Source organism: Oryzomicrobium sp., assembly GCF_036820405.1.
Taxonomy (GTDB): Bacteria; Pseudomonadota; Gammaproteobacteria; order Burkholderiales; family Rhodocyclaceae; genus Oryzomicrobium.
Genome location: NZ_DAISLS010000012.1, coordinates 69,101 through 94,043 on the forward strand (window position 1 = coordinate 69,101; position 24,943 = coordinate 94,043).

The window sequence follows — 24,943 nt, forward strand, 5'->3', positions numbered from 1 at the left end:
CCCTTCTGGTTTTGTACACGGCACAACAGAGCGCCGAGGGGGCTGTGTCAAGCGAAGCCCCCACCTCTGCGATGGCGTCAGCGTGTCCAGGCGGCGAGCCATTCGTCCAAATGGTCTTCCAACATCCAATGCTGACGGATGTGGGCTTGCAGGGTTTCACCTTCCTTGCGTGTGGCGTCGAGGTCGTGGATGCGTTCGCGAATTGCGGCGATCCAGGCTTTAGCAGTGTTGGAGACGCGCTTGACCGGGAAGTCTCCGCGATAGGCCCCGCTGCTCGAGCAGACGATGGGGTAGCCGAGGATGCCGTATTCAAGAAGCTTGAGCGAACTCTTGCATTCGTTGAATGCGTTGTTTTCCAACGGTGCTACGGCCAGATCAAGGCCCATGTTGGCCAGCATTCCTGGATACTGATCGAACGAAACGCCGGCAATGGTTTCTTTGACGTAAGGAAGCATGTTCTGTGGACAGGCGCCGAAAAAGACCCAGTCGACCTCTTTGGCCAGCGTCTTGACGATTTCGTCAAGGAGCGCTAAATCTCCTCGGTGAGAACTGCTGCCGGCCCAGCCGACACGGGGTTTTCCGGTGCGCTTCCGGTTGGGGGTCAGGTGGTTCCAGAGATGCCCGGGTAGATAGTTTTTAGCGACGCGGACTTCTTGGCATAGATCGGCATAGGCGGCAGCGAGAGGCTCGGTGGTGACGACCAGACGATCGGCTATGCGCAGGGATCGGCGAAAATAATCCTGCGCTTCCTTGCCTATGACATGGTAAAGAGGGCTTGCGCGAGGGATTTCGGTAATTAGATCGTCCGCCTCGGCAATACACAAAGCTTCGGAATGTTGGCGATAGATTTCAAGCGCTTTGAGATGGCGGGCCGAGGTTGGAATCTGCACGACGATGGAGGCCATGTCCGCCTTGGCGATTTCTACCGGGCTGAAAAACCGCTGGCTGGCGTGGCCCCGCAAGAGGTTTGCATCGTGCAGCGCGCGCACGGGACCCAGGATGCGATATTGGCCACTGCCGGTCTGGTCCACCGGGTGCACCAGCAGGCGGGGGTGCGGATGCCAGGGCGTGGGGTTCCATGACAGGGCTGCTTCGGGTTCGGGGTCCAGTTCCGCATCCTGCAGGCTGAGGTTGGAATTGTAGGCGGGGTCCCTGGTAAGGTGGGGCATCCAGCGGTTGTAGAGCGTGGGGGCAGCCGGGGCTTGTGCATTGCAGGGGCCCGCGTAAAGCAGAGTGGCAAAAGGTGTCCAGAGAATCCGCCGCCCTTTTGCACGCACTTTCAAGCAGAGATCCACATCATGGAAATCCATAGGAAATTGCTGCGCATCCATTCCTCCAAGGGCGAGGTAAAGGTCGCGATGAATCAATAAGGCATCGCTGCTTGCTGCGGATACTTGGTGAAGCACCTGCGTTCGGAGCAAGGGGTCGGTGTGTTCTGCCGGCTGACCGGCCAAGGGGCTGGCGACTGTGGCATTGAGACCCAGAACATAACCCGCATGCTGCAAGGTGCCGTCCGGCCTCAGTAGTCGGGCACCGACAGCGCCCACCTCGGGTTGCTGGGTCAAAGCGACCATTTCGCTTAGCCAATCACTGTGCAGGGCAGCAATTTCCTGATTGAGGAGCAGTAACAAGGCCCCAGTGGATGCCTCCGCTGCCAGGTTGAACAGCGCAGCGCGGGGGGCGGGGGGCGCGTCGCGGATGATGTGGATCCTGGTGTCGTCCAGTTGTTCTAGCGCATGCAGAAAAGTGCGTGTGGCGGGGGCAAGGGCTGTGTTGTCGACGATGAGCAATTCGAAGTCAGGGTAATCCGTTTGCTCGAACAGGGTTTCCAGGCAACGTTGTAAATGGCCAAGCTCATCTGTGGCCGGGATGAGGATCGAGACGCGTGGCAGTGTTTGCAATGGGTAGATTACGCGGGAGGTTCCCACTATTGGCCCGGGCGTGACGACCGCTTCAGGATTGCAGCGTGCCAAATGCTGCTGTAGGTGAATCAATTGTGCGTTGTGCTCGGCATAGCCCGCTGCCAGCGTGGGATGGTCAGCGCTGCGGTGATACAGCACATCAGCCACATGGCCAAAAGATGTGGGGGGAAGCTGCTCTGCAAGTCGCAGGGCCAAATCGAATTCGTCTTGGTGGTCCGAAAAGTGTAGCCAGCCTCCTGCAGACTTCCAGACATCGCTTTTTACCAATAGGACGCCGCCAACGTAGCCACTGGATCGCAGCCATTCCAGATCAAAATCGGGCTTGAATTTTGGCGTGTGGCGATAGCCCGTTGCATCTTTGATGTCTTCATCCGTGTAAACGGCATCTACCGCCGGATGGGTGTGCAGATATTCGGCAGTAACCAGCAAGGCGTGGAGCGCCAGCGTGTCTCCTGCGCGCAACAGCCCAACCCAGCTTCCTGGAGCACTGGCTTGCAGGGCATTATTAGCATCCAGCCACGGCGAGGTGCTTTCGATCCATTGCACACGATCCGGCGGTAAGTTAGCGGGTGACGGGAGGGGGGCGCTAACGGTAACCCGCAGATGAGGATAGTACTGGCTGGCCAGCGACTGTAGGGAGTTGCCAAGTGCAGCCGCCGGTTCCATATCGAGTACCACTGCAATATGGAAGTGTGGTTGGGTACCCCATTCCTGCATTCGATTTTCAAAATCTACTCCATCTGTCTGCTGGAATGTATGGGTTTTTATCCAGTTCTGATAGGGGGACGCTTGATCCATGGAGGTCGGCGTGAGACGGGGGGGGGATTTATGCACAGGATTCGCTGCTCTTTTGAAATGCCGCTGGTGGCTATCCAGCGCAAGTTACAGGCTGTTCCAGTCGAAGGCATCCTGGCTCGCGGGGGGCTGCCGATGACTCTCCTACAAGCGGACGTTTAGTTCCTAGACCGTGATGGATTATTGTCGCTCGTGGGAGCGTGAGCCGTTACCCAAGCTTGTCAACGGATGATGCTCGGCAAGTACGGACTGTGCCTTGGCTTGCAGATTGTCGAGCAGATTACGGGCTGCCTGGGCCTGGTTCTTATATGTGGACAGCGCATCCATGGTTTTAGCCCACTCCGGGGCGAGCCAAGAAATGTTATCAAAGCGTGGCGAGGTTGATACCAATACATCGCGGACAAACAAATGCAATTCTTGATCGTCCGGTTCACGTTTCAGTATTTGTGCACAAGCGGCTAATGTGCGCCACAGTTCCCCCTGCATGGCAAAAACAGCGGCTAGCTTGCGCAAGCAATGGGTGGATGAAAATTCCAGCGAGGCACCCTTCAGCAGGACAAGGGCTGCTTCGTCGAGGTTGTTTTGCTCCGCATAGATTTGTCCTAGAGAGTCGTAGACCTCCCAGCACAGAGTGTCGTGCGCGACGAGTCGAGTGAGCAGGAGGATTGCTTGATCGTTCTGACCGGCCTGTAGCAAGGTGTTCACTTGCTCTAGTAAGCGATGCTCCTCCTTGGCTACTAGCGGTTTTCGGATATTGGAAGACGCTACAGATGGAGGAGAGGGGGCGTCGGGAGGGAAAATGGGGCGGGTGGCCACTATGGTTTCATCCAGCCAGCCGGCCAGCTTCATGATCGGGTTATTACGCTTCCATTCGGAAAAAACTGGAGTCTCCGAGCAGGCATGCAAGAAGTTATTTAAATATTTTTGGCGTCTTTCTTTTGGGATTGTCCAAAATTTTTGAATTTCTGATGCCGGGCCTTCTTGGGTCTGGCTCTCTCCCTTGGAGAGCGTAAAGCGGTGGTGGGTATGGATGATGAATTGATGAACGGTGTTCCAGCAGTATTGATGACTCTTTTCATACAAGTTCCGGAACTGACCGACTTCCTGTGTGAGCCGTTCTAGAACCCCAGATTCATGAGCCCAGCCGCAACCTGGGGGGATGCCGTCCGGTTTCCAATTTTCTGGTCGCATGTATTCTGATTGAACCAGGAGCACAGGGCACCCGCATAGCAGGGCTTCAGTGATCAGTGCTGTCTCCTCGAAACAGTACAACACGGTAGAGCGTTGCAGGATAGCGGCGATTTCTTCCGGGCTCCGCGGGATATCGAGGCATAGGCTGGTTGCCTGATTGGCGATATCGGCAGGAATTTGATGGCCTTTATGCAGATACTTATTTGCGTAGTAGCACGCGCCTGAGCGCCGGGTGTCGAATGGGTTGTTGTTGTTATTGAATAGATGCAGATCGGCCGTTGGTACGGTGAGATGGCGCGCTTCAATGCCTGGATCAAGTACCCATTTTGCAAAGTAAAACAGCGCTTCGCTGGAGTGAAAGGTAGTGGGGCCGCCGAGGTGGCCGGCACGGTTCAACAACCAGCGGGCAACATGAGGTGTCTGGAATGGATTTCCCGAGATTGTTTCAGGATAAAGGGCAATGGGCGTGCGCCCCGAAATGTAGTGATTTTGCAGAATTTCAGGTGTTAGGCAGGGGGTGCGAAGCGCAGGATTGAGTGGCGAAACGGGGGCCAGATAGGCTTCGCAGCCGAATTCGTTGAGTGCGTGGCAGAGGTAATGCAGGCTGCGCACACCAGCCGAAGAATGGAGGTAGTGTGGCGCGAGGATGTAGTACGGATTGAAATCTGCTTTAAAGAAACCGGAGATGGAGCGATCTGCAGGAATGGGCATGGTAACTTGGGTTTCGTTTAGCAGAATGGCGATTCAATGTGGATAGCCGTACTGTACGGGGCAAGGGTTACGCTCACACTTTGAAGCGGCGAAAGATGATCGAGGAGGCTTTGGGCTGGATCAAGACCGTCAGCGGTGTGATCAGGCTTTCCGGTCAGGCGCCTCTGTGCTTTGCCGCCTATAACCTGTCTCACCTGTAGTCGTTGCTGGTGCCGAGGATGAAATTACTGCGGTGCGTCCGCCGTCGGCTGGGGGGCGGGAAAAGCGGCTGATAGGCCGCTTCCAAAGGACGAAATGCTTGCCCCAACCCGGCCACCAGGGCTGCTGGTCCGGGAAAATTTCGCCAGACAAAGAAAATCAGGAATCACGATGAGTTTCCTACCCCCCTGTTAGGGCTGGCGGAGTGCTTCAGCCTCAAAGTTGGCCAGCTGTTCCGTTGTAAGGGTCTTCAGCGCGGCCAGTTCGTATGCGGTATCGAGCTTGCCATCGTGAATGAGGGCCAGTAGCAATTCTCCCCGCCGGGTGAGCTTGCCAGTGCCGAAAAGTGTGGCGCGACCTTCCGGCAGTGCGGTGAGGCGTGTGTGCAGTGCATCAAGATACGCTAGGCTCTGTGAGCGGGTTGAGGTGTTTACGATTGAGTAAACTCGGCTCGGCAGGGCGGTTAGCCCATAGTAGTGGGCCGGAAGCGAGTTGGGCCATTCGAGCTTTTCGAGCATTTTGTCGTAAATGCCGTATTGGTAAAGCGGCAGTAGTTCCCGTGTCCAGCGATCGTGATGTTCGTTCGGGATCAGATAGACGTCGGCCGTATCTTTGAGAATTGATGTTTCCCAGATCTCGATGGGGTCCAGACAGATTCCGTAAATGTTGTAGACCGTATAACCGATTTCGTGGGCGTAATGGCGAAGTGTGTCGGGTTTGATTGCTTGACCCCTGAATTCGAAACTCAGTGCGTTGTGGCAATACTCCATGATGATGAAGGGGCGGTTGCGTGCGATGAGTGCTGCTGCGCCTGCCAAGGCAGGTAATTCCGCGCCTTCGATGTCGAGCTTGATGAGACCGACATTGTTTAGGTCAGGCAGGGCGGCGTCTAGCGTTGTCGCTTCCACCTCGACCTCGGTGTAAGCGTCTCCTACATTGCAATACTCCATTCCCTGGGTCCACTTCAGGCTACCGGCGCCCCAGTGGGCGGTGTTGATGAAGCGAACTGTACCGCAGATATCGGATACTGCACGATGGAACAGACGAATCCTCGCATCGCCCTTGAAGCGCTCGTATGCGTACTGGAAAATCTGTGGGGAGGCTTCGAAGCCGTAGATGATGCCGGTGGTCAGGGGGGACAGCAGCTCGGTCTGCATACCGATGTTGAAACCAACATCGATGACGTTTTGATCGGGGTTGAGAACAAGTCGGTAAAATTCGCTGAAAAACGCTTCATCATTGAAGAAGTGTGGCGTGCCATTAGCGTGAATAGCACTTGCATACGCGATGTTCTGAAAAGTGGTGAGTTTGTGCATGGCTAGTTGGGGGGAGGCCGCTTCAAGCCATGGCCTGAGCGACCAGGCGCTTCCATGAGTAGATGGCCGGTTGCAGGCGCGTAATTGATGAGTGCGAGGCACGCAGGTGTTGATTCACCAAGCGCTCAAGATACGGTTCCTGATCTTTCTCTGAGCTAAACAGAACCAGGTCGACCTCGGAGCCGTGGCTGGCAAGCCAAGTGGGCGGCACGATAGGAACACCAAGCAGGCTACTGCCATGTCGGTAGGCGTTGGAGTCCAGACAGCATATGGGCTGAATGCCTTGTTCATGGGCTTCGAGGATGAGTAAGGCTGCTACGAAGGCGCTGCCCAGAATCGTGATTCGTGTATCCGGGGCATGATCTACAAACAGGTTCCGACGGCGGGTGCGCAATATTTGCCATTGGTAAAAATGCTGTGTTGCCGTCGTGTATTTCGCAGAGGGCGCAGGCAAGGCGCCGAAACTATCGAGGATAGAGGTCTCGGGTTCCAGTTGCGAAACAAGGATGGAGAGTGGCAGGGCCGGATAGCACACTGCCGGCTGGTCTAGGTGGGTGTTACAGGTACGTTGCAGCAACGAGGCGAGGCGTTTGCGTGTAGACGCGGTGGGTGTGCTTCTCTGGGTATTGGAGATGGTGTGTTGTGCCTGATAGCGGGCCACATAGCTGTCGAATTGCGGGGCATGGCTGGAGCCGAAAGACGTACGGCGAAGCAGGCGCCCCAATGCACGATACAGATGGATGGAAGGGGTAGAGAGTTCGACCGAGTTGGTACCTTGGCTTGCATGCAGGCGGTACTTGAGCAATGGTTTGCCAATGTAGGCCACCGTTCCGCGCGTATTAAGGCATGCAGGCAGGAAGACGTCGGCAGTGCCTGCAACATTACGGTTACGTTTGTTCTTGGTGTGCCGGTGCTTACCGTAGTAGTGCTCATCGATCCAACGTCGCGGGGCACGGTTACGGATCAACATCATGGTGCTGGGAACCGGCCATAGCCGTTCTGATAGAAAGCTGGCTATGTACTCGCCTGGCCCGTAGAGGCGATTTTCGGAGGGAGGGCCAAAATAAGGGGCAACCTCGTCACCATGCCCGTCCATGAGGCTTACGTTGGTCCAGACGGCTACCACTTCCGGATGGGTATCCATGAGCTGCATCTGCTGTGCAATCATATCAGGATGCATGATGTCATCATCGTGAGTGATGATGAGGCGATCACCGCGGGCGATATGAAAAGCCGACACACCATTGAATTCGATCAGGGAATTGGGCGGATTGCGCACGTAGCGGATACGCGGATCGTTCAGGCTGAGTACATATTGGGGGGTGCGGTCGGTGCTGCAATTATCGAGAATTAGTAGCTCAAAATTGCGGTAAGTCTGCGCCAGAATGCTAGTAACGGCCTGCTCCAGATAGTCGGCGCGATTGTAGGTCAGCAGCGCGATGGTGAGTGGAATGGACATGGCTTTTTCACTGATAGCTGGCGGAAATCCAACGCCCGAGGGGAGAGGATGGCATGAGTTTTTCCGTATAGCCTTGCAGGGGTACCTCGAGTGGCGTTCCGACTAGGTAGGGTTTGTGGATTGTCTCGGGGTGGTGCTTAGATTGTTCATGCAGGATCTCCCTTAACTGTTCAGCGGCTTCCGCTAAGGCTGCACCATGGCTGCATCGCAATCGATTGAAGTGGTCAAGTGCCACATGGTAAAGCTGAATGTCGTAGTCGAGGAAAGTATTGCAAAGGGATATTGCTTCTGGGCTAAGAGAAGGGAGAGGGGCCGGTGCTACATTACATTTTTGAGGGACAAAATGGGTCCAGCCAAGCAGGCGTCCCATGATCAGAATGGATTCTTCGCAGTGCTCGGTCAGTCCAACGAAAGCGCTTTTCCACAAGTTATCGACTGCAAGGTTGAATTCAGTCAAGCCAATTTCGCGAGTGTAGAATGTTCCACTGAGAAAGTGGGTCATGTTATTGCGGTAATAAGTGAGGTCTTTCACCAGCGAAAGCCGCTCGAATGGGTCTGGTCCTACTTGTGCCAGAATGTGATGGAACCCGTGAACAGTATGGCGGTGGCCATCGTCGATATCGGAAAGGGTTCGTGCAATTGGGTCGCGCAGAAAACTAAAATAGGCGGGTTTTTCTTCACCGATCCAGTGATGAGTTCCATAGGGGGTATGTCCTTGAATAAGCTGTATATCTTTCAGTTTTCCGATATTTTTTCTACATTCGGTAAAGATATCGGCGCGGGAGCCATAAAGACTGAGTACTGCTTTGGACTCGTAATTGGCGGTGATCAGTGTTCTGATCAAGCTTCCTGCAGTTTTTGGTACGTGAACGAAAAACGGGGTTGGCATTTTTATTCAAGAGTATGAAATTAACGAATGGAGCTGGGCCGAAATTTTTTATGGGAGGTATAAACTTGAGGCGTAATCGTTAAAGTTGTTTTGAAGTTATTTTGACGATCTGGCCAGACCAGTGTAGTTCATCTCTCAATGTTTTCTCGATTTCATCCGTATAGGTTGTACTCGCAATCAGCACGGTATGTGCCGGAAGTGAGGAAAGAGCGGAGGGCGTAGTTATTGGCACTCCGATAATTTTCTTTCCCTGGAGTTGCGGATTACGGTCGATGAATGCCAGTAAATTCGTTTCCATCAATGCGGTAGTCGCGCATAGCCGCATGGTCAGCGAGCCCGCCCCCCAGACTACGAGGGGGTCTTGCCGGACGACTAGTTCGGCAATTTGAATTTCCGTTTGCGCCAGCACTGCCTTTGAGTGCTCGATGTAGCTCAATACGCTGGTTCTCCCTATGGCGTCGTAGGTAAGCACCGCTGCCGTATCGGAAGTCCGGCGAAACAAAGCGAGCAGATAGTGGTTGTTGTAGAAGTCGTTGTGCTGGGTTTCGCATGCCACCATCTGGAAACCGTGCTGTGCGAACAGCGCTGCCAGGGTATTGCGCGTAAAGAAGTCGATGTGCTCGGCCGCAAACTCGAGAAAGGGCTCGGCAGGTGGCTCTAAGCCGAAACAGCCTGCGTCAGGAACGGCGATGAAGACGTACCCGCCGGTTTCGAGTAATGCATCTATACGTTCAACGGCGATGTGCAGATCGTGAAGGTGTTCGAGGACGCCGCACAGCGTGATTAGGCGGAACGGATGCTCATGTCTGAAATGATCGATAGTGCCGGTGTGCACATTGATTCCATACTGCTGTAGTGCCTGGAACCTGGCCATGGGGTTGGGGTCGAGGCCTGTGACCCGTTGAATGCCCGCGCGCTTGAAATGTGCGAGAAAATGCCCCATAGCACTACCTATGTCGAGGATCGATACACCTTCGTCATGGATCGATGGCAAGTGCATGGCGACAAACTCGAAGAATCGAGCATGAATAGCAGATAAACCGTAGGGCAGCACGGTGTGCAGATGATGCGTGGCCTCGCTGTAATAGTCGTTTTGCAGTAGCGGGGGTGGATTTTCTGCGTAGATGAATCCACAGGCGCGGCAGTGGACCACATCGTAATGCGTTGGGTCTGTCAGCCCTGGTAATACGAAAGGTTGGCGATGAATAGGCTCCTTGTCGCCGGACCGGCAGATCGGACAATTTCTCACGGGTATTCTCTGTTAGTGGTGCCGGTAATAACTCAGCATGCGGGCAAACCCTTGCTTGGCCGGCACGCGCGGGTGCCAGCCGAGTGCGGCGGCCTTGCCTATGTCAAAGTGCCCCGAACTGCGATGTGCGCTAGCGAGAGGTGAACCGGAGCCGAGCCGCAAGCTGAAGCGGTCATCACCGTTCAGTTCTAGAAGCAGCGTGGCAAGTTCGCGAATGCTCAGTTCGCTCGTGGCGCCGAGGTTATACGCTTGGCCGGGGTGACCGCGCAGCAGTACAGTGAACAAGCCGGCAATCATGTCGGTGATGTAGCAGAACGGGCGCTGCTCCAAGCCGTCGCCATGCAACACGATGTCTTGGCCTTGCAGAATCTGGGCGACAAGGTCGATGAATACCCGCCCGTCGTCCAGTTCGAGGCCTGGTCCGTACGTATGGGAGATGCGAGCGATGGTAGTGTGTACTCCGTGCTGAGACGCGTAGGCACCACACAGGGTTTCAGCGATTCGCTTGCTTTCGCCATAACACGCACGTGGGTCGAGCGGGTCGAGCGGGCCAAAGCTGGTTTCCGAGAGCGCTTCGCCCGTACCGAAGTGCCCACCATAGACCGCACCGGAACTGAGAAAGAGAAGCCGGCTGCCGTGCGAACGGGCGAAATCGAGTAGATGAAGTGTGCCCAGGGCATTGGCACGTATGGTGTCCACGGGTTGCGCCAGATAGTGCCGCGGACTGGCTTCGCTAGCGGCATGAATGATGAAGTTGGGCGCTGTTGGTGTGGTTAGCGGTTCGGTGACATCCTGAATAAGCGCTCGCACATCCGTGCGGTTCACCAGATGAGGCAGGCGATCGTGCAAACGGTTCTGGTTGCGGGCGAGGGCAAGAAGGGTGATGGTAGGGCCGGTGCCACGTTCGTTTAGACGGGCTAGAGTGTCTAAGAGATAAGCTCCGAGAAAGCCGCTTGCGCCGGTTACCAGCACGGTCTTGCCATATAGTTCGAACCACGGCAAAGGATGCAGCAGAATGGCGTCCAGATCTTCTTCGATTACCGGGTTACGCTGGGTCATAGATGTCATCCAGAGTACGGATGCGTGCTGGCGCAATGCCTTTGCTCTGCAGATGCTGTTCGATTTCTTGCCTGAAGCGGATCGAGCAGATTAGCAAGGGAGCGTTTCCGTGGTGGCTAGAATCGTATGGCCCCACGCTGTGGCCTGCGATCTGCATTCCCCACTTCTTGGGCGATGAATCGAGCAAGCTTATAACCGGTAGGTGGTCGATCAAGGGCAGGATGTAGTTGGTGAAATCTCCACCGATGCCATAGGCCAGGAAGGGGGTGGGTAGAACGGCGTGGAAGCGTTCCAGCAGGCGTTCGATTCGGTTGGAGGGAGAGAGTGTTTTACGTGCATGTACACGGATGCTGTCGCTATAAACTGCCGATTCATAGTGACCCGTGGTGACCGACAGCGGCTCAAAACCGTGGCGTGACAGCAAAACTACCAGTGAACTCGTACTGAATTGATGCAAATGCTCTGTATTGTGATCATGACTCAGCAAAGGATGCCCGGCGCCATTTGGCACTTCGACGATCAGTTGCCCATTTTCGGCCAGACAGCGGTGCCAGGCTTGAACCTCGGTATTGACATTGGCAATGTGCTCGAGAACGTGGAAAGACAGGATGAGCTCATACCCGTTGGCAGAAAGTGCGGTGGCGGGAGTACGGAATACCTGGTCGAGCCGCATGGCAGCGGCCTCCGCATCATGGGAAATCTCGATGCCGTCATAGGACAGATCGCATAGTGCTTTGATACGCTCGCCCAGCGTGCCTTCGGCGCAGCCGATTTCTAGCACGCGCAGTCCCGGGCGCAACAATGGAGCGATGCTATGCAGCCGGTCGCCGATTTTGCGTTCGAATTTCGGTGTTGCCGTGTTGTTGCGCTGCTGGAGCTGGCTGTAGCGAGCAATACCACTATCTTCGGCTGGATGGGTCCAGTGGTGTCTGCACAGTTCACAGCGTTGCCAGCCGGGTGCCATGCCGTCTGTGCAACCGTGCTGGCTGCAGCACGGGCAGGCGGAGGAGAAAGGTGCAGTGGTTGGCATGAGTGTAGGTGTTCTTGACGCTTACCGTCGGGCGACTTGTGACACTGGCAGGAGCGGCACCCGCATTTCCGCCTCCAGTTGCTTAAGCGGCAGCAGTGGCGACATGTCTTCCAGCGGCATCGACAGCATCGATCCGTCCGCTTGGGGCAAGGCTGCAACTTTGGGTCTGAGCGTTTCGTCTGGTGTCAGCATCACTTCGATCAAGCGGGGGCCGAGATTACGCATGGCGTCTGCCAGTTCGGGCAGGTCACCGGCACTAATGATGCGGAGGAACGGTAGGCCGTAGGTTGCCGCTACTCTTTCCAGGTCCGGCAACATCAGCCCGGCTTCCGGGCCGGTGCCGACGAAGCGGCTGGCGAAATAGTTGCGCTGAGTGTTACGGATGGATGCATAGCCTCCGTTGTTCATGACCACCAGTGTGATCGGTAGTTGTTGAGCAACGAGCGTGGCGAGTTCCTGCAAGTTGAGTTGCAGGCTGCCATCGCTTTCCACTGCAACCATCGGCTTTTTGTCGTTGGCCAGGCAGGCGCCAACTGCAGCGGGCAGACCATAGCCCATGGAGCCCAGGCCGGAGGTGAGAAACACGCGTTGGCCCGGTTTATTGCGGAAAACGGTGTAGAACACTTCGATAGCAAGGCCTGAACTGCCGGTGGTTATGAGGGTGTCAGCCGGGATGGCGTCGGATAATGCCGAGACAAAATGGTAATGGCTAATGGAGCCGGATGCTGGGAATGCTATTCCTTCATTTTCTGGGTAGCGTTGTTTCCAATCGTTGCATTGGGCAATCCAGCCGGTACATTCTATAGTCTGTGCCCTGAGGCTCAACGCTTGGATGAAGGTTTTGGCGTCAGCGGCTAACTTGACCTCGATGTCCATGTCGATGCGGTCGAGTTCGTTCTGGTCTACGTCAATGACTATCTTTTGTGCGCCGCGAGCAAAGCCTCTGGGGTTGTAGGCTGTGATAATGTTGTCGAGTCGGCTACCGATGGCGATGAGCAGGTCACAGTTTTGTACGGCAAAATTGGGTGCGCGAAGTGCGACGACACCGGGACGGCCGATATTGAGCGGATGTTCGTAGGGCAGCAGATCAAGAGCGTTCCATGTTGTGACGACAGGAATATTTAGGCGCTCGACGAGCTGCCGGAAGTCTTCTGCGGCACTGGAAATACGTACCCCGTGCCCGGCAAGAATTAATGGGCGCTCCGCTTTTTCGAGCAGTTCGAGTATTTGCACGTTGGCCGCTTCCAGTCGAGACGCGGGGGAGTTTCTGGCTGGCGGGTGATACGCGGCCAGTGTGTCCGGGTCGATCTGTGCCGCCTGAACATCAAGAGGAATGTCGAGCCAGACTGGCCCGGGGCGACCGTTCAGCATTTCATGGAGGGCGCGTTCCAGGTGGTGGCGGATCATGGCCGGATCGTCGATGGTAACGGCGTATTTTGTGATCGTCTTAACCATTGGGACGATGTCAACTTCCTGCACGCCGCCCTGGCGAAGCGGGCGGCTGTTAAGTCGGTCGATGCGTTTGACCTGGCCAGAAATGACGAACAGCGGTAGTGATTCGATCCAGGCGCCAGCGACGGGGGTGATCGCATTGGTTGCACCCGGGCCGGTAGTGACCATGCAGGTGCCGAATGTTCCATGGATCCGACCCCAGGCTTCGGCTGCAATGCCACATGCTTGTTCGTGGTGACAGTGGATGGGGGTTAGGCGCTTCTCGCAGACCAGGGCATCGTTAAGGTGCATGGCGCCACCGCCAGGCAGAAGAAAAACATGTTTGGCGCCAACGTCGGCCAGTCGAGACATCAAATAATCGGCAACACGCATTATCAGAGCCAGTGGGTTAGTAGTGTTTTGCGATGGGAATTGGCGGTAATGGCCGGATCGCTGTAAAACGAATCGTCGGTGAAGTGGGTCGATGATATTTCTTCAAATACCACTCCTTTATTTGTGTAAAACTTGTGCTTGACCCCACGCTGCACGGTGATGACATCACCCCGTTGAGCGTCATATTGTTTTCCATCGAGCCATATATTCATACTGCCGTGCAGGATGACAAAGGTTTCCTCTTTTTTCTTGTGCTGCTGTTCGGGATGGGTTTGGCCCGGTAGCATCACAATCAATTTTTTGCAGTATTCACGGTTGACAACGGTAATCATGGTCAGGCCGAATTCGGAAAAGCGCTCCATGCCGTAGTGGTGCGAAATTTCGAGATCGGATTTACCGGGAACGACGATATTTCCCTCCTGCAGGAGCTGGCGAACTGCCATGACGGCGGTCAAGACGTTTTCACGTTCGTTATTGATTTCGACCTGCTTGGCTATGAGGGGGGTGCCTGCCTGAATAGCTTGACGGGCAATGTAGTTACTGTATTTTGACCAATCATTGGCGGTGATCTGCTGGGGGCTCGGGGGGAAAGCAAAGCAAATCGAGTCGGTATCAATACGTTCCCCCGCCGCGATATCGCGCGTTAGAAAAACGCCACGGCGCAGGCTGCGCAAGCTTTCCAGCTCAGTCGCCGTGGCAGTTGGCCAGGCTTCACTACCGCACATGGCTTGGGCGCATTGTGCGGCGGTGAGCCACTGTCGGATTTGCTCGGGAGTAGCTGAGTAGGTATTCAGCGGGTAGCGCTCGGACGGCAAGCCGACGTGTTTCTCAAAAACGAGCGCCCCCTTGGCTAGGGCGAGCATCACCGGTTCTGTTCGTGCCGGGGCTTCGTGGGTTGAAAAGCCGATCCGCACTTCCGGATAACGGCGGCGCAGCGCGTCTATCCGGGCGATGTGGAGATTGTTGTCAGGGGTTGGGTATTCCGCCACACAGTGCATCAAAGTGAGCTGCTTGCACCGGTGCAGGAAAAAACTGACGACGTTGTCGATTTCCTCAGGCGTGGCGCCTGCAGTCGAGGCAATGACCGGCTTGTCGGCACGGGCGATGCGTTCAAGTAAGGGCCAGTCGGTGAGCGAGCAACTGGCGATCTTGATGGTTTCTATACCTTGTGCCTCGATGAGGTCCACCGAATTTTCATCGAAGGGAGTGCACACAGTCTTGAAGCCACAGTCGCGCATAGTGGCGAGCAGGATTTCAAACTGCTCGTGGGATAAGCGGGTTTCTTCGAAACGCTTGACGTATTTGATGTCATCACGTCCCTTGACGCTGGGGTGAATAAAGGTATCTAAGTCCCGGTATTGCAGTTTGAAAGCGAATTCAAAGGGAAAGCCTTGGCAGGCCTCGCGTATCGCACGAATGATGGCAACCCCGTGGGCAATATCACCCATGTGGTTATTAGCCATTTCAAAAATGAAGAGCGGTCTGCTCATGTGCTTTTGCCTTAAAAGTTCGTTCCACAAAAATCACCCAGCGATTGGGCAATGTAGCTCAAGTGCTCCTTGTCGAGTCCTGGCCAGATGCCGACCCAAAAGGTGCGCTGCATGATTTCGTCGGCATTTTCCAGAGTTCCGCTGATGCGGTAGGTGCGTTCGAGAAAGTAGGGCTGGCGAGTGATATTTCCGGCAAACAAGAGCCTGGAGCCGATCTTTCTTTGTTCCAGAAAGCGCAGTAGATCGACCCTGGAAAAAGGGGAGGTTTCGCGAAGGGTCAGCGGAAAACCAAACCAGGCAGGGTTACTATTCGTGGTGGCCTCAGGGAGAATGAAAAATTCTTCAAGTGGTTTCAGAAAAGTGCTCAGTGCGGCGAAATTTTCCCGTCGGGCCGCAACAAAGGCGTCAAGGCGCTCCAGTTGTGCCAGACCAATTGCAGCCTGCAAGTCGGTGATTTTCAGGTTGTACCCGACGTGCGAGTACACGTATTTGTGATCGTAACCCGCCGGGAGTTGGCCGAGTTGCCAATCAAAGCGCTTGCCGCACGTGTTATCGCACCCGGGGTTGCACCAGCAGTCACGGCCCCAGTCACGCAGGGATTCGATGATGCGTTTGAGTTGAGGGTTCGAGGTGAACACAGCTCCGCCTTCGCCCATCGTGATGTGGTGTGCCGGATAGAAGGACAGTGTGCCGATGTCGCCCCAAGTGCCCACCTTGCGATCGTCATAAGTAGAGCCCAGCGCGTCGCAGCAGTCTTCAATGAGCCAGAGTTGGTGGCGGTCTGCAATGGCTTTAAGCTCGGCGATTGCCAAAGGGTTGCCCAAGGTGTGCGCCAGCATGATGACCCGGGTACGGGGGGTAATAGCCGCTTCAATGGTGGCGGGTAGTGCGTTGTAGCTGGGAATATGCGAATCAACAAATACCGGGATGAGGCCGTTTTGCAGGATCGGATTGACCGTGGTTGGAAATCCAGCAGCAGCGGTAATGACTTCGTCACCAGGTTTCAGGGCTCGTGGGCCGAGTTGCGGTGAGGTTAGCGTGGATAGAGCGAGCAAGTTGGCGCTTGAACCCGAATTACAGGTGAGCACGTGAGTAACGCCGAGATAGGCCGCCAGTTTCTTCTCGAACGTATCGTTGAAGCGTCCGGTAGTTAGCCAGCCATCTAGTGCAGCATCGACTACATTGACGAATTCTTCTGGACCAAGGACTTTACCCGATGCCGGTATGGAATTTCGACCAGGAATAAAATTGGTAGATTGGCGGCTTCTTTGGGCATATGCGCGTACTTGCTCAAGAATTGCCTGGCGTTCATCATCAAGGCTCATTGGAAACAGATTTTGTGTATTGGTTGATCTGATTGCGGCTGAAGGCTTGCATATCATGACCGCTCAGCCAGGCCCGATGCCAGCTGACCGTGTTTTTGATGGCGTCATTCAGCGACCAGGCAGGTCGCCATTTTAAACTTTGTTTTGCAGCGCTTGAATTGAGGCGGAGCAGGGTGGCTTCATGAGGGAAGTTCGCCGCTTCTGTTTCCCAGTGCGCATGAGGAGACCAATAGCTACAGGTAAGCTCTGCAACTGTAGCCGAACTGACGCAATCCTCAAGTTTTGGGCCAAAATTCCAGGCCCTGGCCATGGGGGGGCTTTTTGCAAGTTTCTCTGCCACTAACAGGTAACCCTTAAGTGGTTCGAGCACATGTTGCCAAGGGCGAATTGCATTGGGATTGCGTAATTTTGCGATCGAGTTGTTAGTGAGGGCGCGCAGCAGATCGGGCATCAGGCGATTTTCTGCCCAGTCACCACCACCAATGACATTGCCGGCACGGACTGTTGCCAATTGAGTCTGCTCGGAACCGATGAAAAATGATTGTCGGTAAGCGGCTGTGATGATCTCTGCGCAGGCCTTGCTGCTGCTATAGGGGTCCCGGCCACCCAAGGGGTCTGATTCGCAATAGTCGTGTAGCGTTTCCCTATTTTCGTAGCATTTGTCTGTTGTAACGATGACGAGGGATTCCACGCCCGGGCAGTGGCGAACAGCCTCGAGGAGGTTGACTGTCCCCATGATATTCGTACTGTAAGTACTAACAGGGTCGCGGTAGCCCTCTCCAACTAGGGGTTGGGCAGCAAGATGGAAGATGGTCTGCGGGCGGGCTTTGAATATTTCCGCCGCAAGATGGTCTGCGTCTCTGATATCGCCGATAACTGAGGATAGCGTGGTTTCAATACGGGCTTCATGGAAAATATTAGGTGTGCTCGAGGGAGGGAGCGCGTAGCCGGTGACCTTTGCTCCCAGCTCATTCAGCCAAAGCGCGAGCCAGCTTCCTTTAAAGCCGGTGTGCCCAGTGATGAATACCCTTCTTCCTTGCCAAAAATCCTTTTTTACCAGATCTTCCAAGGCGCTCTCCCCGATTGCCAGAGTTCTTCAAGCAGGGTTTTGTCACGCAATGTATCCATAGGCTGCCAAAAACCATCGTGTTGCCAGGCAGATAGTTCTTTTCTGCAGGCTAATTCATGAAGTGGCTTGCCTTCCCATGCTTGATCGTCGCTGTCGATTAGATCAATAACGCTTGGGTTGAGTACAAAAAACCCGCCGTTGATCATGCCACCTTCGCCGTGAGGCTTTTCCTGGAAGCAGGTCACTCGTCCTTCTGAGATATCCAGTGCTCCAAACCGCCCAGGCGGTGTTACGGCACAAACAGTTGCGGCCAACCCATGCTGACGATGAAACTCAAGTTGTTTGGTGATGTCAATGTTGGCAACGCCATCGCCGTAAGTAAAAAAAAAGGGCTGGTTTTCATCAAGAAAGTGCCTTACTCTTTTTAACCTTCCGCCTGTCATAGTGTTTTCCCCTGTGTCAACCAGGGTTATTCGCCATGGCTCTGTGTGCTGATGGTGCACTTCCATTCGATTTTTGACCATGTCAAAAGTGACGTCGGATGTGTGCAGGAAATAGTTGGCAAAATATTCTTTGATGATGTAGCCTTTGTGGCCAAGGCATATGATGAAGTCATTGATGCCGTGTGCTGAATAAATTTTCAGGATGTGCCAGATAATCGGCTTTCCTCCAATCTCGATCATTGGCTTTGGTTTGAGATGGGACTCTTCGCTGATACGAGTCCCAAGGCCGCCGGCAAGAATAACGGCTTTCATTTAATTTATTCCTCGATTTTTAGTTTTTGATTTTCAATATGGTCGAGTAATGCTGCTGCTGAAGTGGCAGTGCGCAATTTATTTTTCTGTGTGGCCACAAAGTCTCCATATCCCCAGGTGACACCGATAAAGTTCAGCGAATTGGTGGTGGCAGCCTGACAATCTTCAGGCTTGTCGCCAATGTAGATCGCTTCATGTGGAGAGATTTTTTTTTGCTGAAGCAACTTTTTCAGTAGGTCTGTTTTATTAGGTAGGCGAGGTGAATACATGTCCAGCGTATGAATCGATTGAAAATATTTAACCCAGTCAAGGTGCTCCATTATTCTCTGAGTTGGAGTAAGGCGTTTGTTGGTGGCGATATGGATAATGTAGCCTTGTTGCCAGAGTTTGTTTAGGAGGTCATTGATTCCTGGGTAGGCTTTTGTTTTTTTGTATCCGTTGTCGTCGTAGTTCTTTTGGAAGGATGTGAGGTGGCTGCTGATGATTTTTCTTTCTGAGGTGCCACATAGGAGTTCAAAAGTTTCCTGGAGCGGTGGTCCGATTATAGATTCGCTCAAAGGAATTGCAGGCAGGGTGCCTGTTTCTTTAAAAACCCTATTTAATGATTCTAATATGCTGTTAGCAGAGTCGATCAGGGTTCCGTCCAGATCGAAAATCAATACGGGTAAGTGGCTCATTGTCTAATGCACTCGATTCTGAATAACCGCGTTTTATGCGGTAAATAACGTAAGTTATTCTTTAGCTCGCTCTCTGCTCTGCGTATGGTTCGCCTGTAGATTGGTCAGGATAAACGCGAAAAGGGCAGCCGGACTCTGAGCATCATACGCAAGTTGTGTTCGCGCTGCCGCAGAGCGCAGCATGCAGGGCCAGCTCAGGCCGCTCTTGAGTCCGGTCAGCCATAAGCAGTCATCGTTTTCATGTGGCCGATGGCTGGTTCGACGGGGTTGAGGCCATCAGTGAACTCCTTGATGGCAGAGCAGGCTGATCGTTACGACAAGTGGCGATGCCCGAGACATCGGCACCGATGGTCGTTCTTACCGGAAAAGGCTGATTTCGGTTTTGCCATCATAAGGGCACCTCGAATAACCTGAAGTTTTAAGTAAATCCTGCCGCGTAAGGACGATCGAAACCGAATCCGGTTTAATTTCTTCAGTAGATCACTGCCCTCCCCGGCGGTGCCACCCCGTTTTTGTCTCGAATCGCCTCGAATAACGGCGATTCGGCTCATTTCGACCGCCAAAAAGCCATGACTCCGGCCTTCTGGAAGTAAACCAACCGCTTCAGGTTGTAGCAGACCGCCATCACGTCATCGCAAAGTTTGCCCGCGCCTGGCCGATGGTACGCAGTAACTTGCCGCCCATCTGGTCGATGATCCCGAACACATGCTCGACCCGTGTCCGCGTCTTGGCGATGCGCTGGTTGCGCCGTTGCTGGCAGTCAGACAGCGGCTTGTTGCGATGGCTCTGCCGCTGGATCTGATTCCGGAAGCCGTTTTCCTTCAGCCAGGCTTCCCGCTCTGCCGACGGATAGCCCCGGTCGGGATAGACATCCCGGCTCGTGTTGGCCCGGTCGAAGACGTTATCGAAGTGCTGGCTGTCGTGCGTGCTGGTCGTGTCGGTCTCGATCTTGCGGATGATCTTGTGCTTGTTGTCGACGCTGATGAAGAGCTTGTAGCCGAAGTGGCTCTTGCCGTGTTTCTTGGCCCAGGTCGCATCAATGTCCTTCCGGCGCCGCTTGGCGGGCTTCCAGCCGGCAGGCATCGCGCCTTGCTCGATCAAGGCGTTCTCGCCCCGGCTGTTGTGCTGCTTGGGTGCAGGCACCAGGGTCGCATCGCTGATCTGCCCGCCGTGAGCGATGAAGCCTTTCTGGAGCAACTGCGCCGAGACACCGTCGAACAGCGCCTTCACACCGGCTTCGCCGATGCGGTTCTCGAAGGTCCAGACGGTGGTGCGATCGGGGATGTTCGTCGCACTGGCCAGCCCGCAGAAGTGCTTGTAGCTCATGCGATCGAGCAGTTGATACTCCATCTGCTCGTCCGACAGTTTGTACAACCGCTTCAAGACCAAGATCTGCACCATCGTCTCGGTCGGGTACGGCGGGCGGCCACCCTGGGGGCTGATCGGCCTGAGCGAAATCCGATCAACCTCGGCCGACAGCGCTGCGAAGTCGAGGCACGACTCGATCTCGGCCAGCGGATCACCCAAGGCGTCGATCTTCTTGCGGTGATGTTCGTCGGCAAACAGGTCGGTCTTGATGGCACTACGGGGGGGCATCACGGCAGATGGCTACGGGGTCGAGTACGACAGGATTTTACCAAGCAGCGGATGGGACGAGGTTTTTCGAAATGCCCATGAATAATTGTAGGCACTGTTGGCGCGCGGTCCGTTCCTATCGCGCCCTAGGTTTTCCTGCACCCGCTCTACAGAACTTTTGGCTGGGTATTTCCAGGCTATCTTTGTCTACGATCTGGCCCCGGCACTACGCAGAGCAACACGACCAATAATTCTGCAGCTACTTCGGACGTCTTATTGTTTATCGCGACGAAAGAATGTCGCGGTGGTTCAGATGCGAACAGCCCGCCCGGCATCATAACAATAGCGGGCGGGCTGTGTTTTTCATTGCGTTCAGCCTCCCAGCAGCTTGAGAACGTTCTGCGGCAGTTGGTTTGCTTGCGCCAACATCGCGGTGCCGGCCTGTTGGAGTACCTGGGCACGGCTCAGGTTGGCCGTTTCGGCGGCAAAGTCGGTGTCCTGGATGCGGGACCGGGAGGCCGTCAGGTTTTCCGAAGACGTCTGCAAGTTGGAAATCGCGTTGGTGAAGCGGGACTGCATGGCGCCATAGCTTGCACGCTGGCCGTTGATGGTGGCCAATGCGGCATCAACCATGGCCAGGGTGCGGTTGGCGGCATCCGCCGAGCTTACATCCAAGTTACCCACGTTTTGCAACTGGCCGGCGGCCGAGGGGGTGTTGAAGAAGTCCGTGTTGTTGGCAGCATTGATGCCGAAGGACTTGTTCGAATCCAGCACCAATTGTCCCGTACCGATGGCGCTGGCACCTGCCGCGGTTGGAGTGCCGCCGATGGTGGCCGTGTTGGAACCAGAAGCCGAATTGGCGATGGTGATGTTTTCGCCGGCAGAGTTGAGCAGGGTGATGCCGGTGCCAGCGCTATTGACCTTTGCAATGACCCCAGTCTTGGAAGACGAGTCATTGAAGGCGTTGACGGCTGCAGACAGGCTGTCAGGGGTGACGGTCGCGCCATTGCCGACGGTGAACGAAACCGTTACGGGAGCGGCGTTGTTCGAGGTGACATTGAAAACGTAGGAGTTGCCATTGGTCAGTTGGGTAATGTCGAATTCGGTCTTGGCGCTAGCGGTGACGCCAGTTTTGTCCGTGACGGAATTGATCTGCTGGGCGGCTGCTTTTGCGGATGAGCCGAGTGCAATAGTGACGGTAGCAGCGCCATAGGCCCCATTGATGGTGAGGGGGCCGCCGGCAACCCGGTTTGCCGCGGATGCATTTGAGGCGATGGCGTTTTGCGCCACGCTGTCCGGTGTGAGATCCCCCGGAGCTCCGGCGTCGGTGGCGATTTGGGCCCCGATCCGATAGTTGCCGTAGGAGGAGGTGCGGAAGTTGGACGACGTCATGGTGATCGTCTGTCCCGCATTAGCGCCCACCTGGAAGGTGGCGGAGGTGAAAGAGCCGTCGAGGAGGTTCTGTCCGTTGAACTGGGTGGTCTGGGCGATGCGATCCAGTTCGGAGGTGAGCTGGCCGACTTCGGCGTTGAGAGCCTGGCGGTCGGAAGCGGAGTTGGAGGCGTTGGCGGACTGAACGGCCAGGGCGCGGATACGCTGGAGGATGTCGCCGGAGGATTGCAGGGCGCCTTCAGCGGTCTGGGAGAGAGAGATGCCGTCGTTGGCGTTGCGCTGGGCCTGATCCTGGCCGTTGATCTGGGCGGTCATCCGCTGGGCGATGGCCAGGCCGGCGGCGTCGTCCTTGGCGCTGTTGATGCGTAGGCCGGAAGACAGGCGCTGCAAGGACGTGGACAGGGAGTTCTGGGTGCTGTTCAGGTTCCGCTGCGCGTTCAGCGACGGAATATTGGTGTTGATCATTTGCGGCATCGTAATCTCCTCGTCGGGGTAACACCCCAATGCAAGCTGGACATGAGTGCTGTGCGGGCCGGAACCAAGCCGGCGCGGACGTCCGACTTTGACGAGCGGAATTAAGCATCAGCCGTGCCAGGTTTTGTCAGGCCCCGACCGGCGTGGGGTTTGCCAGGCATGGCAGGCTGGTGTCAGGTGGGGCGGCAATATTTGCCGCCGGCATTGCCGGGGGGCGGCGAGGCCGGCCATCCCCTGCATTCAGGCTGACTGCGACAAGCGGTTTGGACAGGTGACGGACGCCTCGATCTATGCCGAGCCGGCCATTGCCTCCGCCGGGCGCTGCCGGTACAGTCGCCCCCATGCCTGAAATCCTGCCTTTTTTCGCCCGACTTCATGCCCGCGGCCGACTGCTGTTGGGGCGCTGTTTTTCCCGCTCCGCCCTGGCGGCACTGCCGGCGGCCCTGGTCGTCACCGGGCCCGGTCCGGCGGCCCAGGAGTTCCCCCGCATGGAACTGGCCGCCGGCATGTACCGCATCGAGGCGGAAGTGGCGGCGACCCCCGACACCCGGGAAAAGGGGTTGATGTACCGCACCGCGCTGCCCCTCAACCAGGGCATGCTGTTCGTCTTCCCCCAGGCGGCGCGCCATTGCATGTGGATGCGCAACACCCTGCTGCCCCTGTCCGTGGCCTTTCTCGACAGCCAGGGGCGCATCATCAACGTGGCCGAGATGCAGCCCCGCACCGACACCAACCATTGCGCGTCCGAGCCGGCCAGCTACGCCCTGGAAATGAACGGCGGCTGGTTCAGCGCCCGGGGGCTGAAGGCCGGCGTCCGCCTGCAGGGGATCGAACGCGCCCCGGCGGCGCGCTGAGGTCCGGTGGCCGGTCGTCCCTTGCTTCCTTGATTCCGCAGTGAGCTCCGCTGTACCCCGTTCGCCCTGGCGCGGCCATGTGGCGGTGCCGAACCGGTTGCGTCCGTTGCGCGCCTGGCTGACCGGCCGGCATTCCCTGACCCGCCGCCTGGTGGCGGCCAGTTCGTCCTTTGCCGTCGTGCCGCTTTTCGAGGGCCGGACCGTGCCCCGTCCGGACGAAGCGCGCCTGCTCGGCCTGCGCCCCGGCGTTCTGGCCCGGGTGCGCCAGGTGGCCCTGGTGTGCGACGGTCAGCCGGCGGTGTATGGGCACACCCTTCTGCCCCTGGCCCCACGCCATCCCTTCGACCGGATCTTTCGCGGCCTGGGGCGGCGTCCCCTTGGCGGCGCCCTGTTCGCCGACCCCCGCATCCAGCGCGGCCCCCTGCGCTTTCGCTGGCTGGACGGCCGCCACGGCCTGGGCCGCGAGGCGGCTCGTCATGCGATGGTGGAAGACCAGGCGCTGCTGCCCCGCTCGTCCGGCCGCTTCCTGGCGCGGCGTTCCCTGTTTTCCGGCGCCGGCAAGTCAGTGCTGGTGACCGAAGTCTTTCTGCCGGGCCTGCCGCCGCCGCCCGCCGGGTAGGGCGGCGGGAGCGGGTCAGAAGCGTGTCAGAGGCTCCGGATATAACCGGGGCATGAAATTTCCTACTCCTTTTGCAGCCTTGCGTCCGGGCCGGATCGGCCTGGCCGCCTTCGCCTGGGCCCTGGCCGCGTGCCTGCCGGCGGGGTTCGCCGCCGCCGAGGACGGGCCCGCCACCATGGTCGGCGTGATGCCGGCCCAGGTGCTGGTCAAGCGCCTGCCCGGCGCCTCTCGCCTCCCCAGCGACGATGCGGTGGCCGGCAACGACGGGGACACGGGCGGATTCACGGTGGACGTGGACGTGCGCGCCCCGGTGCCGCGCCGGGTGGCTTACACGGTGTTGAGCGACTTCGCCCACATGGCCGCCTTCGTGCCCAACGTGGAAAAGAGCGAGGTGCTGTCCCGGGACGGCAGCCACCTGCGGGTGCAGCAGCAGGGGCGGATGCGCTACGGCCTGTTCTCGGTGGGCTTTTCGTCGGTGCGGGACGTGGAGCTGCTGCCCGACCGCATCCTGGCCAAGGGCGTCGCCGGCACCACCAAGCACATGGAATCGGAGCTGCGCTTCGAGGCGGTGCGGGCCGAGGGGGCGCCGGAGCCCCCGGAGACCCGCTTCCACTACCACGCCTGGATCGTTCCCGAACTCGGCCTGCCGCCCCTGATCGGCCCGGCGGCGGTGCGCCACGAGGTGGCCGAGCAGTTCACCGCCATGGTCCAGGAAATGATCCGCCGCCACGCCCAGGCTGCGCACTGACGGGGGCACGGTTGCCCCAGGTTTTCTTCAGTGCAGAGGGGGCGCGGGGAGAACAAAGCAAAAAGGGCGGGTAGGGCGGGGGGGCTTTAGCCCGATACTTGAATTTTTTTAATGCTTCGTACGGAGCATGGCTACAAGATCCAATAGGGGCGCGGACCTTTGTTTTCATGCTGGCGAAATATATTAATTTTTTTCAAGTATCCGGCGTTCGATACACGCCCCGACCCCTCACCATCGCGGCACCCGGCTGGGCTGGAGGGGCTTGGTCCCCGTCTTGGCGAATGCGTGGTGCCCCGCAGGCCTGGCGGTTCGCCATGGCGGC

General features: G+C 56.6%; 18 protein-coding genes and 2 pseudogenes. 4 read left to right on the plus strand and 16 right to left on the minus strand.

Translation table 11 applies throughout. The features are described from left to right. Positions 1 to 77 precede the first annotated feature (77 nt). Both V7Z98_RS12935 and V7Z98_RS12940 read right to left on the minus strand, forming a co-directional pair. Positions 78 to 2,720 carry a glycosyltransferase gene (locus V7Z98_RS12935; protein ID WP_334158410.1) on the minus strand — a complete coding sequence of 881 codons (2,643 nt, stop codon included), beginning with the start codon at positions 2,718 to 2,720 and terminating at the stop codon, positions 78 to 80. A 177-nt stretch (positions 2,721 to 2,897) separates the two neighbouring features. Continuing rightward, positions 2,898 to 4,619: a tetratricopeptide repeat protein gene (locus V7Z98_RS12940; RefSeq protein ID WP_334158411.1), complete on the minus strand. Its 1,722-nt coding sequence runs from the start codon at positions 4,617 to 4,619 to the stop codon at positions 2,898 to 2,900. Positions 4,620 to 4,657: 38 nt separating this feature from the next. On the opposite strand from V7Z98_RS12940, the pseudogene V7Z98_RS12945 reads away from it, so the two are divergent. Then, positions 4,658 to 4,819, plus strand: a pseudogene (locus V7Z98_RS12945) (IS5/IS1182 family transposase); the annotation flags it as partial. Positions 4,820 to 5,008: 189 nt separating this feature from the next. Here the strand turns inward: V7Z98_RS12945 and V7Z98_RS12950 are convergent. From V7Z98_RS12950 to V7Z98_RS13015, 14 genes and pseudogenes are all read right to left on the minus strand, one after another. Then, positions 5,009 to 6,133, minus strand: coding sequence for an FkbM family methyltransferase (locus V7Z98_RS12950; RefSeq protein WP_334158412.1), 1,125 nt, complete (start codon positions 6,131 to 6,133; stop codon positions 5,009 to 5,011). 22 nt (positions 6,134 to 6,155) lie between these two features. Then, the gene (locus tag V7Z98_RS12955) at positions 6,156 to 7,592 is read right to left on the minus strand and encodes a glycosyltransferase family 2 protein (RefSeq protein ID WP_334158413.1); all 1,437 of its coding nucleotides are present in this window, start codon (positions 7,590 to 7,592) and stop codon (positions 6,156 to 6,158) included. A gap of 7 nt (positions 7,593 to 7,599) precedes the next feature. Next, positions 7,600 to 8,481: a hypothetical protein gene (locus V7Z98_RS12960; protein ID WP_334158414.1), complete on the minus strand. Its 882-nt coding sequence runs from the start codon at positions 8,479 to 8,481 to the stop codon at positions 7,600 to 7,602. A gap of 79 nt (positions 8,482 to 8,560) precedes the next feature. Next, on the minus strand, positions 8,561 to 9,730 hold the full coding sequence (locus V7Z98_RS12965) for a class I SAM-dependent methyltransferase (RefSeq protein ID WP_334158415.1): 1,170 nt from the start codon (positions 9,728 to 9,730) through the stop codon (positions 8,561 to 8,563). A gap of 12 nt (positions 9,731 to 9,742) precedes the next feature. Then, positions 9,743 to 10,789 (minus strand): NAD-dependent epimerase/dehydratase family protein, encoded by a 1,047-nt coding sequence (locus tag V7Z98_RS12970; RefSeq protein ID WP_334158416.1) that lies wholly within the window; start codon positions 10,787 to 10,789, stop codon positions 9,743 to 9,745. Then, positions 10,776 to 11,819 carry a class I SAM-dependent methyltransferase gene (locus tag V7Z98_RS12975; RefSeq protein WP_334158417.1) on the minus strand — a complete coding sequence of 348 codons (1,044 nt, stop codon included), beginning with the start codon at positions 11,817 to 11,819 and terminating at the stop codon, positions 10,776 to 10,778. Before V7Z98_RS12975 ends, V7Z98_RS12970 begins: the two co-directional genes overlap by 14 nt. A 21-nt stretch (positions 11,820 to 11,840) precedes the next feature. Beyond that, positions 11,841 to 13,643, minus strand: coding sequence for a thiamine pyrophosphate-binding protein (locus V7Z98_RS12980; protein ID WP_334158418.1), 1,803 nt, complete (start codon positions 13,641 to 13,643; stop codon positions 11,841 to 11,843). 2 nt (positions 13,644 to 13,645) lie between these two features. After that, on the minus strand, positions 13,646 to 15,133 hold the full coding sequence (locus V7Z98_RS12985; RefSeq protein WP_334158419.1) for an N-acetylneuraminate synthase family protein: 1,488 nt from the start codon (positions 15,131 to 15,133) through the stop codon (positions 13,646 to 13,648). 11 nt (positions 15,134 to 15,144) lie between these two features. Continuing rightward, positions 15,145 to 16,458: a lipopolysaccharide biosynthesis protein RfbH gene (gene rfbH / locus V7Z98_RS12990; RefSeq protein WP_334158420.1), complete on the minus strand. Its 1,314-nt coding sequence runs from the start codon at positions 16,456 to 16,458 to the stop codon at positions 15,145 to 15,147. Continuing rightward, positions 16,448 to 17,527: a CDP-glucose 4,6-dehydratase gene (gene rfbG / locus V7Z98_RS12995; protein WP_334158421.1), complete on the minus strand. Its 1,080-nt coding sequence runs from the start codon at positions 17,525 to 17,527 to the stop codon at positions 16,448 to 16,450. Before rfbG ends, rfbH begins: the two co-directional genes overlap by 11 nt. After that, positions 17,512 to 18,282: a glucose-1-phosphate cytidylyltransferase gene (gene rfbF, locus V7Z98_RS13000; RefSeq protein ID WP_334158422.1), complete on the minus strand. Its 771-nt coding sequence runs from the start codon at positions 18,280 to 18,282 to the stop codon at positions 17,512 to 17,514. Before rfbF ends, rfbG begins: the two co-directional genes overlap by 16 nt. A 5-nt stretch (positions 18,283 to 18,287) precedes the next feature. Next, a complete protein-coding gene (locus V7Z98_RS13005; RefSeq protein WP_334158423.1) occupies positions 18,288 to 18,959 on the minus strand; it encodes an HAD family hydrolase in 672 nt (223 codons plus the stop codon). Positions 18,960 to 19,506: 547 nt separating this feature from the next. After that, positions 19,507 to 20,555 (minus strand): annotated as a pseudogene (locus V7Z98_RS13010) (IS5 family transposase). 351 nt (positions 20,556 to 20,906) lie between these two features. Next, positions 20,907 to 22,400, minus strand: a complete 1,494-nt coding sequence (locus tag V7Z98_RS13015; RefSeq protein ID WP_334158424.1) for a flagellin N-terminal helical domain-containing protein — start codon at positions 22,398 to 22,400, stop codon at positions 20,907 to 20,909. A gap of 341 nt (positions 22,401 to 22,741) precedes the next feature. Between V7Z98_RS13015 and V7Z98_RS13020 the strand changes: the two genes are divergently transcribed. Genes V7Z98_RS13020 through V7Z98_RS13030 form a run of 3 tightly spaced genes read left to right on the plus strand, consistent with a single transcriptional unit; the run spans position 22,742 to position 24,621 of the window. Next, positions 22,742 to 23,254 (plus strand): DUF192 domain-containing protein, encoded by a 513-nt coding sequence (locus tag V7Z98_RS13020; protein WP_334158425.1) that lies wholly within the window; start codon positions 22,742 to 22,744, stop codon positions 23,252 to 23,254. Positions 23,255 to 23,294: 40 nt separating this feature from the next. Beyond that, the gene (locus tag V7Z98_RS13025) at positions 23,295 to 23,873 is read left to right on the plus strand and encodes a chorismate--pyruvate lyase family protein (protein WP_334158426.1); all 579 of its coding nucleotides are present in this window, start codon (positions 23,295 to 23,297) and stop codon (positions 23,871 to 23,873) included. A gap of 52 nt (positions 23,874 to 23,925) precedes the next feature. Next, positions 23,926 to 24,621 carry an SRPBCC family protein gene (locus V7Z98_RS13030; RefSeq protein WP_334158427.1) on the plus strand — a complete coding sequence of 232 codons (696 nt, stop codon included), beginning with the start codon at positions 23,926 to 23,928 and terminating at the stop codon, positions 24,619 to 24,621. Positions 24,622 to 24,943: the final 322 nt, after the last annotated feature.

Bases quoted from the DNA above. Each gene is read 5' to 3' on its own strand.
- V7Z98_RS13020 (WP_334158425.1), top strand. From the start codon at position 22,742: ATGCCTGAAATCCTGCCTTTTTTCGCCCGACTTCATGCCCGCGGCCGA.
- V7Z98_RS13030 (WP_334158427.1), top strand. From the start codon at position 23,926: ATGAAATTTCCTACTCCTTTTGCAGCCTTGCGTCCGGGCCGGATCGGC.
- V7Z98_RS13015 (WP_334158424.1), bottom strand. From the start codon at position 22,400: ATGCCGCAAATGATCAACACCAATATTCCGTCGCTGAACGCGCAGCGG.
- V7Z98_RS12985 (WP_334158419.1), bottom strand. From the start codon at position 15,133: ATGAGCAGACCGCTCTTCATTTTTGAAATGGCTAATAACCACATGGGT.
- rfbH (WP_334158420.1), bottom strand. From the start codon at position 16,458: ATGAGCCTTGATGATGAACGCCAGGCAATTCTTGAGCAAGTACGCGCA.
- V7Z98_RS12975 (WP_334158417.1), bottom strand. From the start codon at position 11,819: ATGCCAACCACTGCACCTTTCTCCTCCGCCTGCCCGTGCTGCAGCCAG.
- V7Z98_RS13005 (WP_334158423.1), bottom strand. From the start codon at position 18,959: ATGAGCCACTTACCCGTATTGATTTTCGATCTGGACGGAACCCTGATC.
- V7Z98_RS12955 (WP_334158413.1), bottom strand. From the start codon at position 7,592: ATGTCCATTCCACTCACCATCGCGCTGCTGACCTACAATCGCGCCGAC.
- V7Z98_RS12970 (WP_334158416.1), bottom strand. From the start codon at position 10,789: ATGACCCAGCGTAACCCGGTAATCGAAGAAGATCTGGACGCCATTCTG.
- V7Z98_RS12940 (WP_334158411.1), bottom strand. From the start codon at position 4,619: ATGCCCATTCCTGCAGATCGCTCCATCTCCGGTTTCTTTAAAGCAGAT.
- V7Z98_RS12935 (WP_334158410.1), bottom strand. From the start codon at position 2,720: ATGGATCAAGCGTCCCCCTATCAGAACTGGATAAAAACCCATACATTC.
- rfbF (WP_334158422.1), bottom strand. From the start codon at position 18,282: ATGAAAGCCGTTATTCTTGCCGGCGGCCTTGGGACTCGTATCAGCGAA.
- V7Z98_RS12960 (WP_334158414.1), bottom strand. From the start codon at position 8,481: ATGCCAACCCCGTTTTTCGTTCACGTACCAAAAACTGCAGGAAGCTTG.
- V7Z98_RS12950 (WP_334158412.1), bottom strand. From the start codon at position 6,133: ATGCACAAACTCACCACTTTTCAGAACATCGCGTATGCAAGTGCTATT.
- V7Z98_RS12980 (WP_334158418.1), bottom strand. From the start codon at position 13,643: ATGCGTGTTGCCGATTATTTGATGTCTCGACTGGCCGACGTTGGCGCC.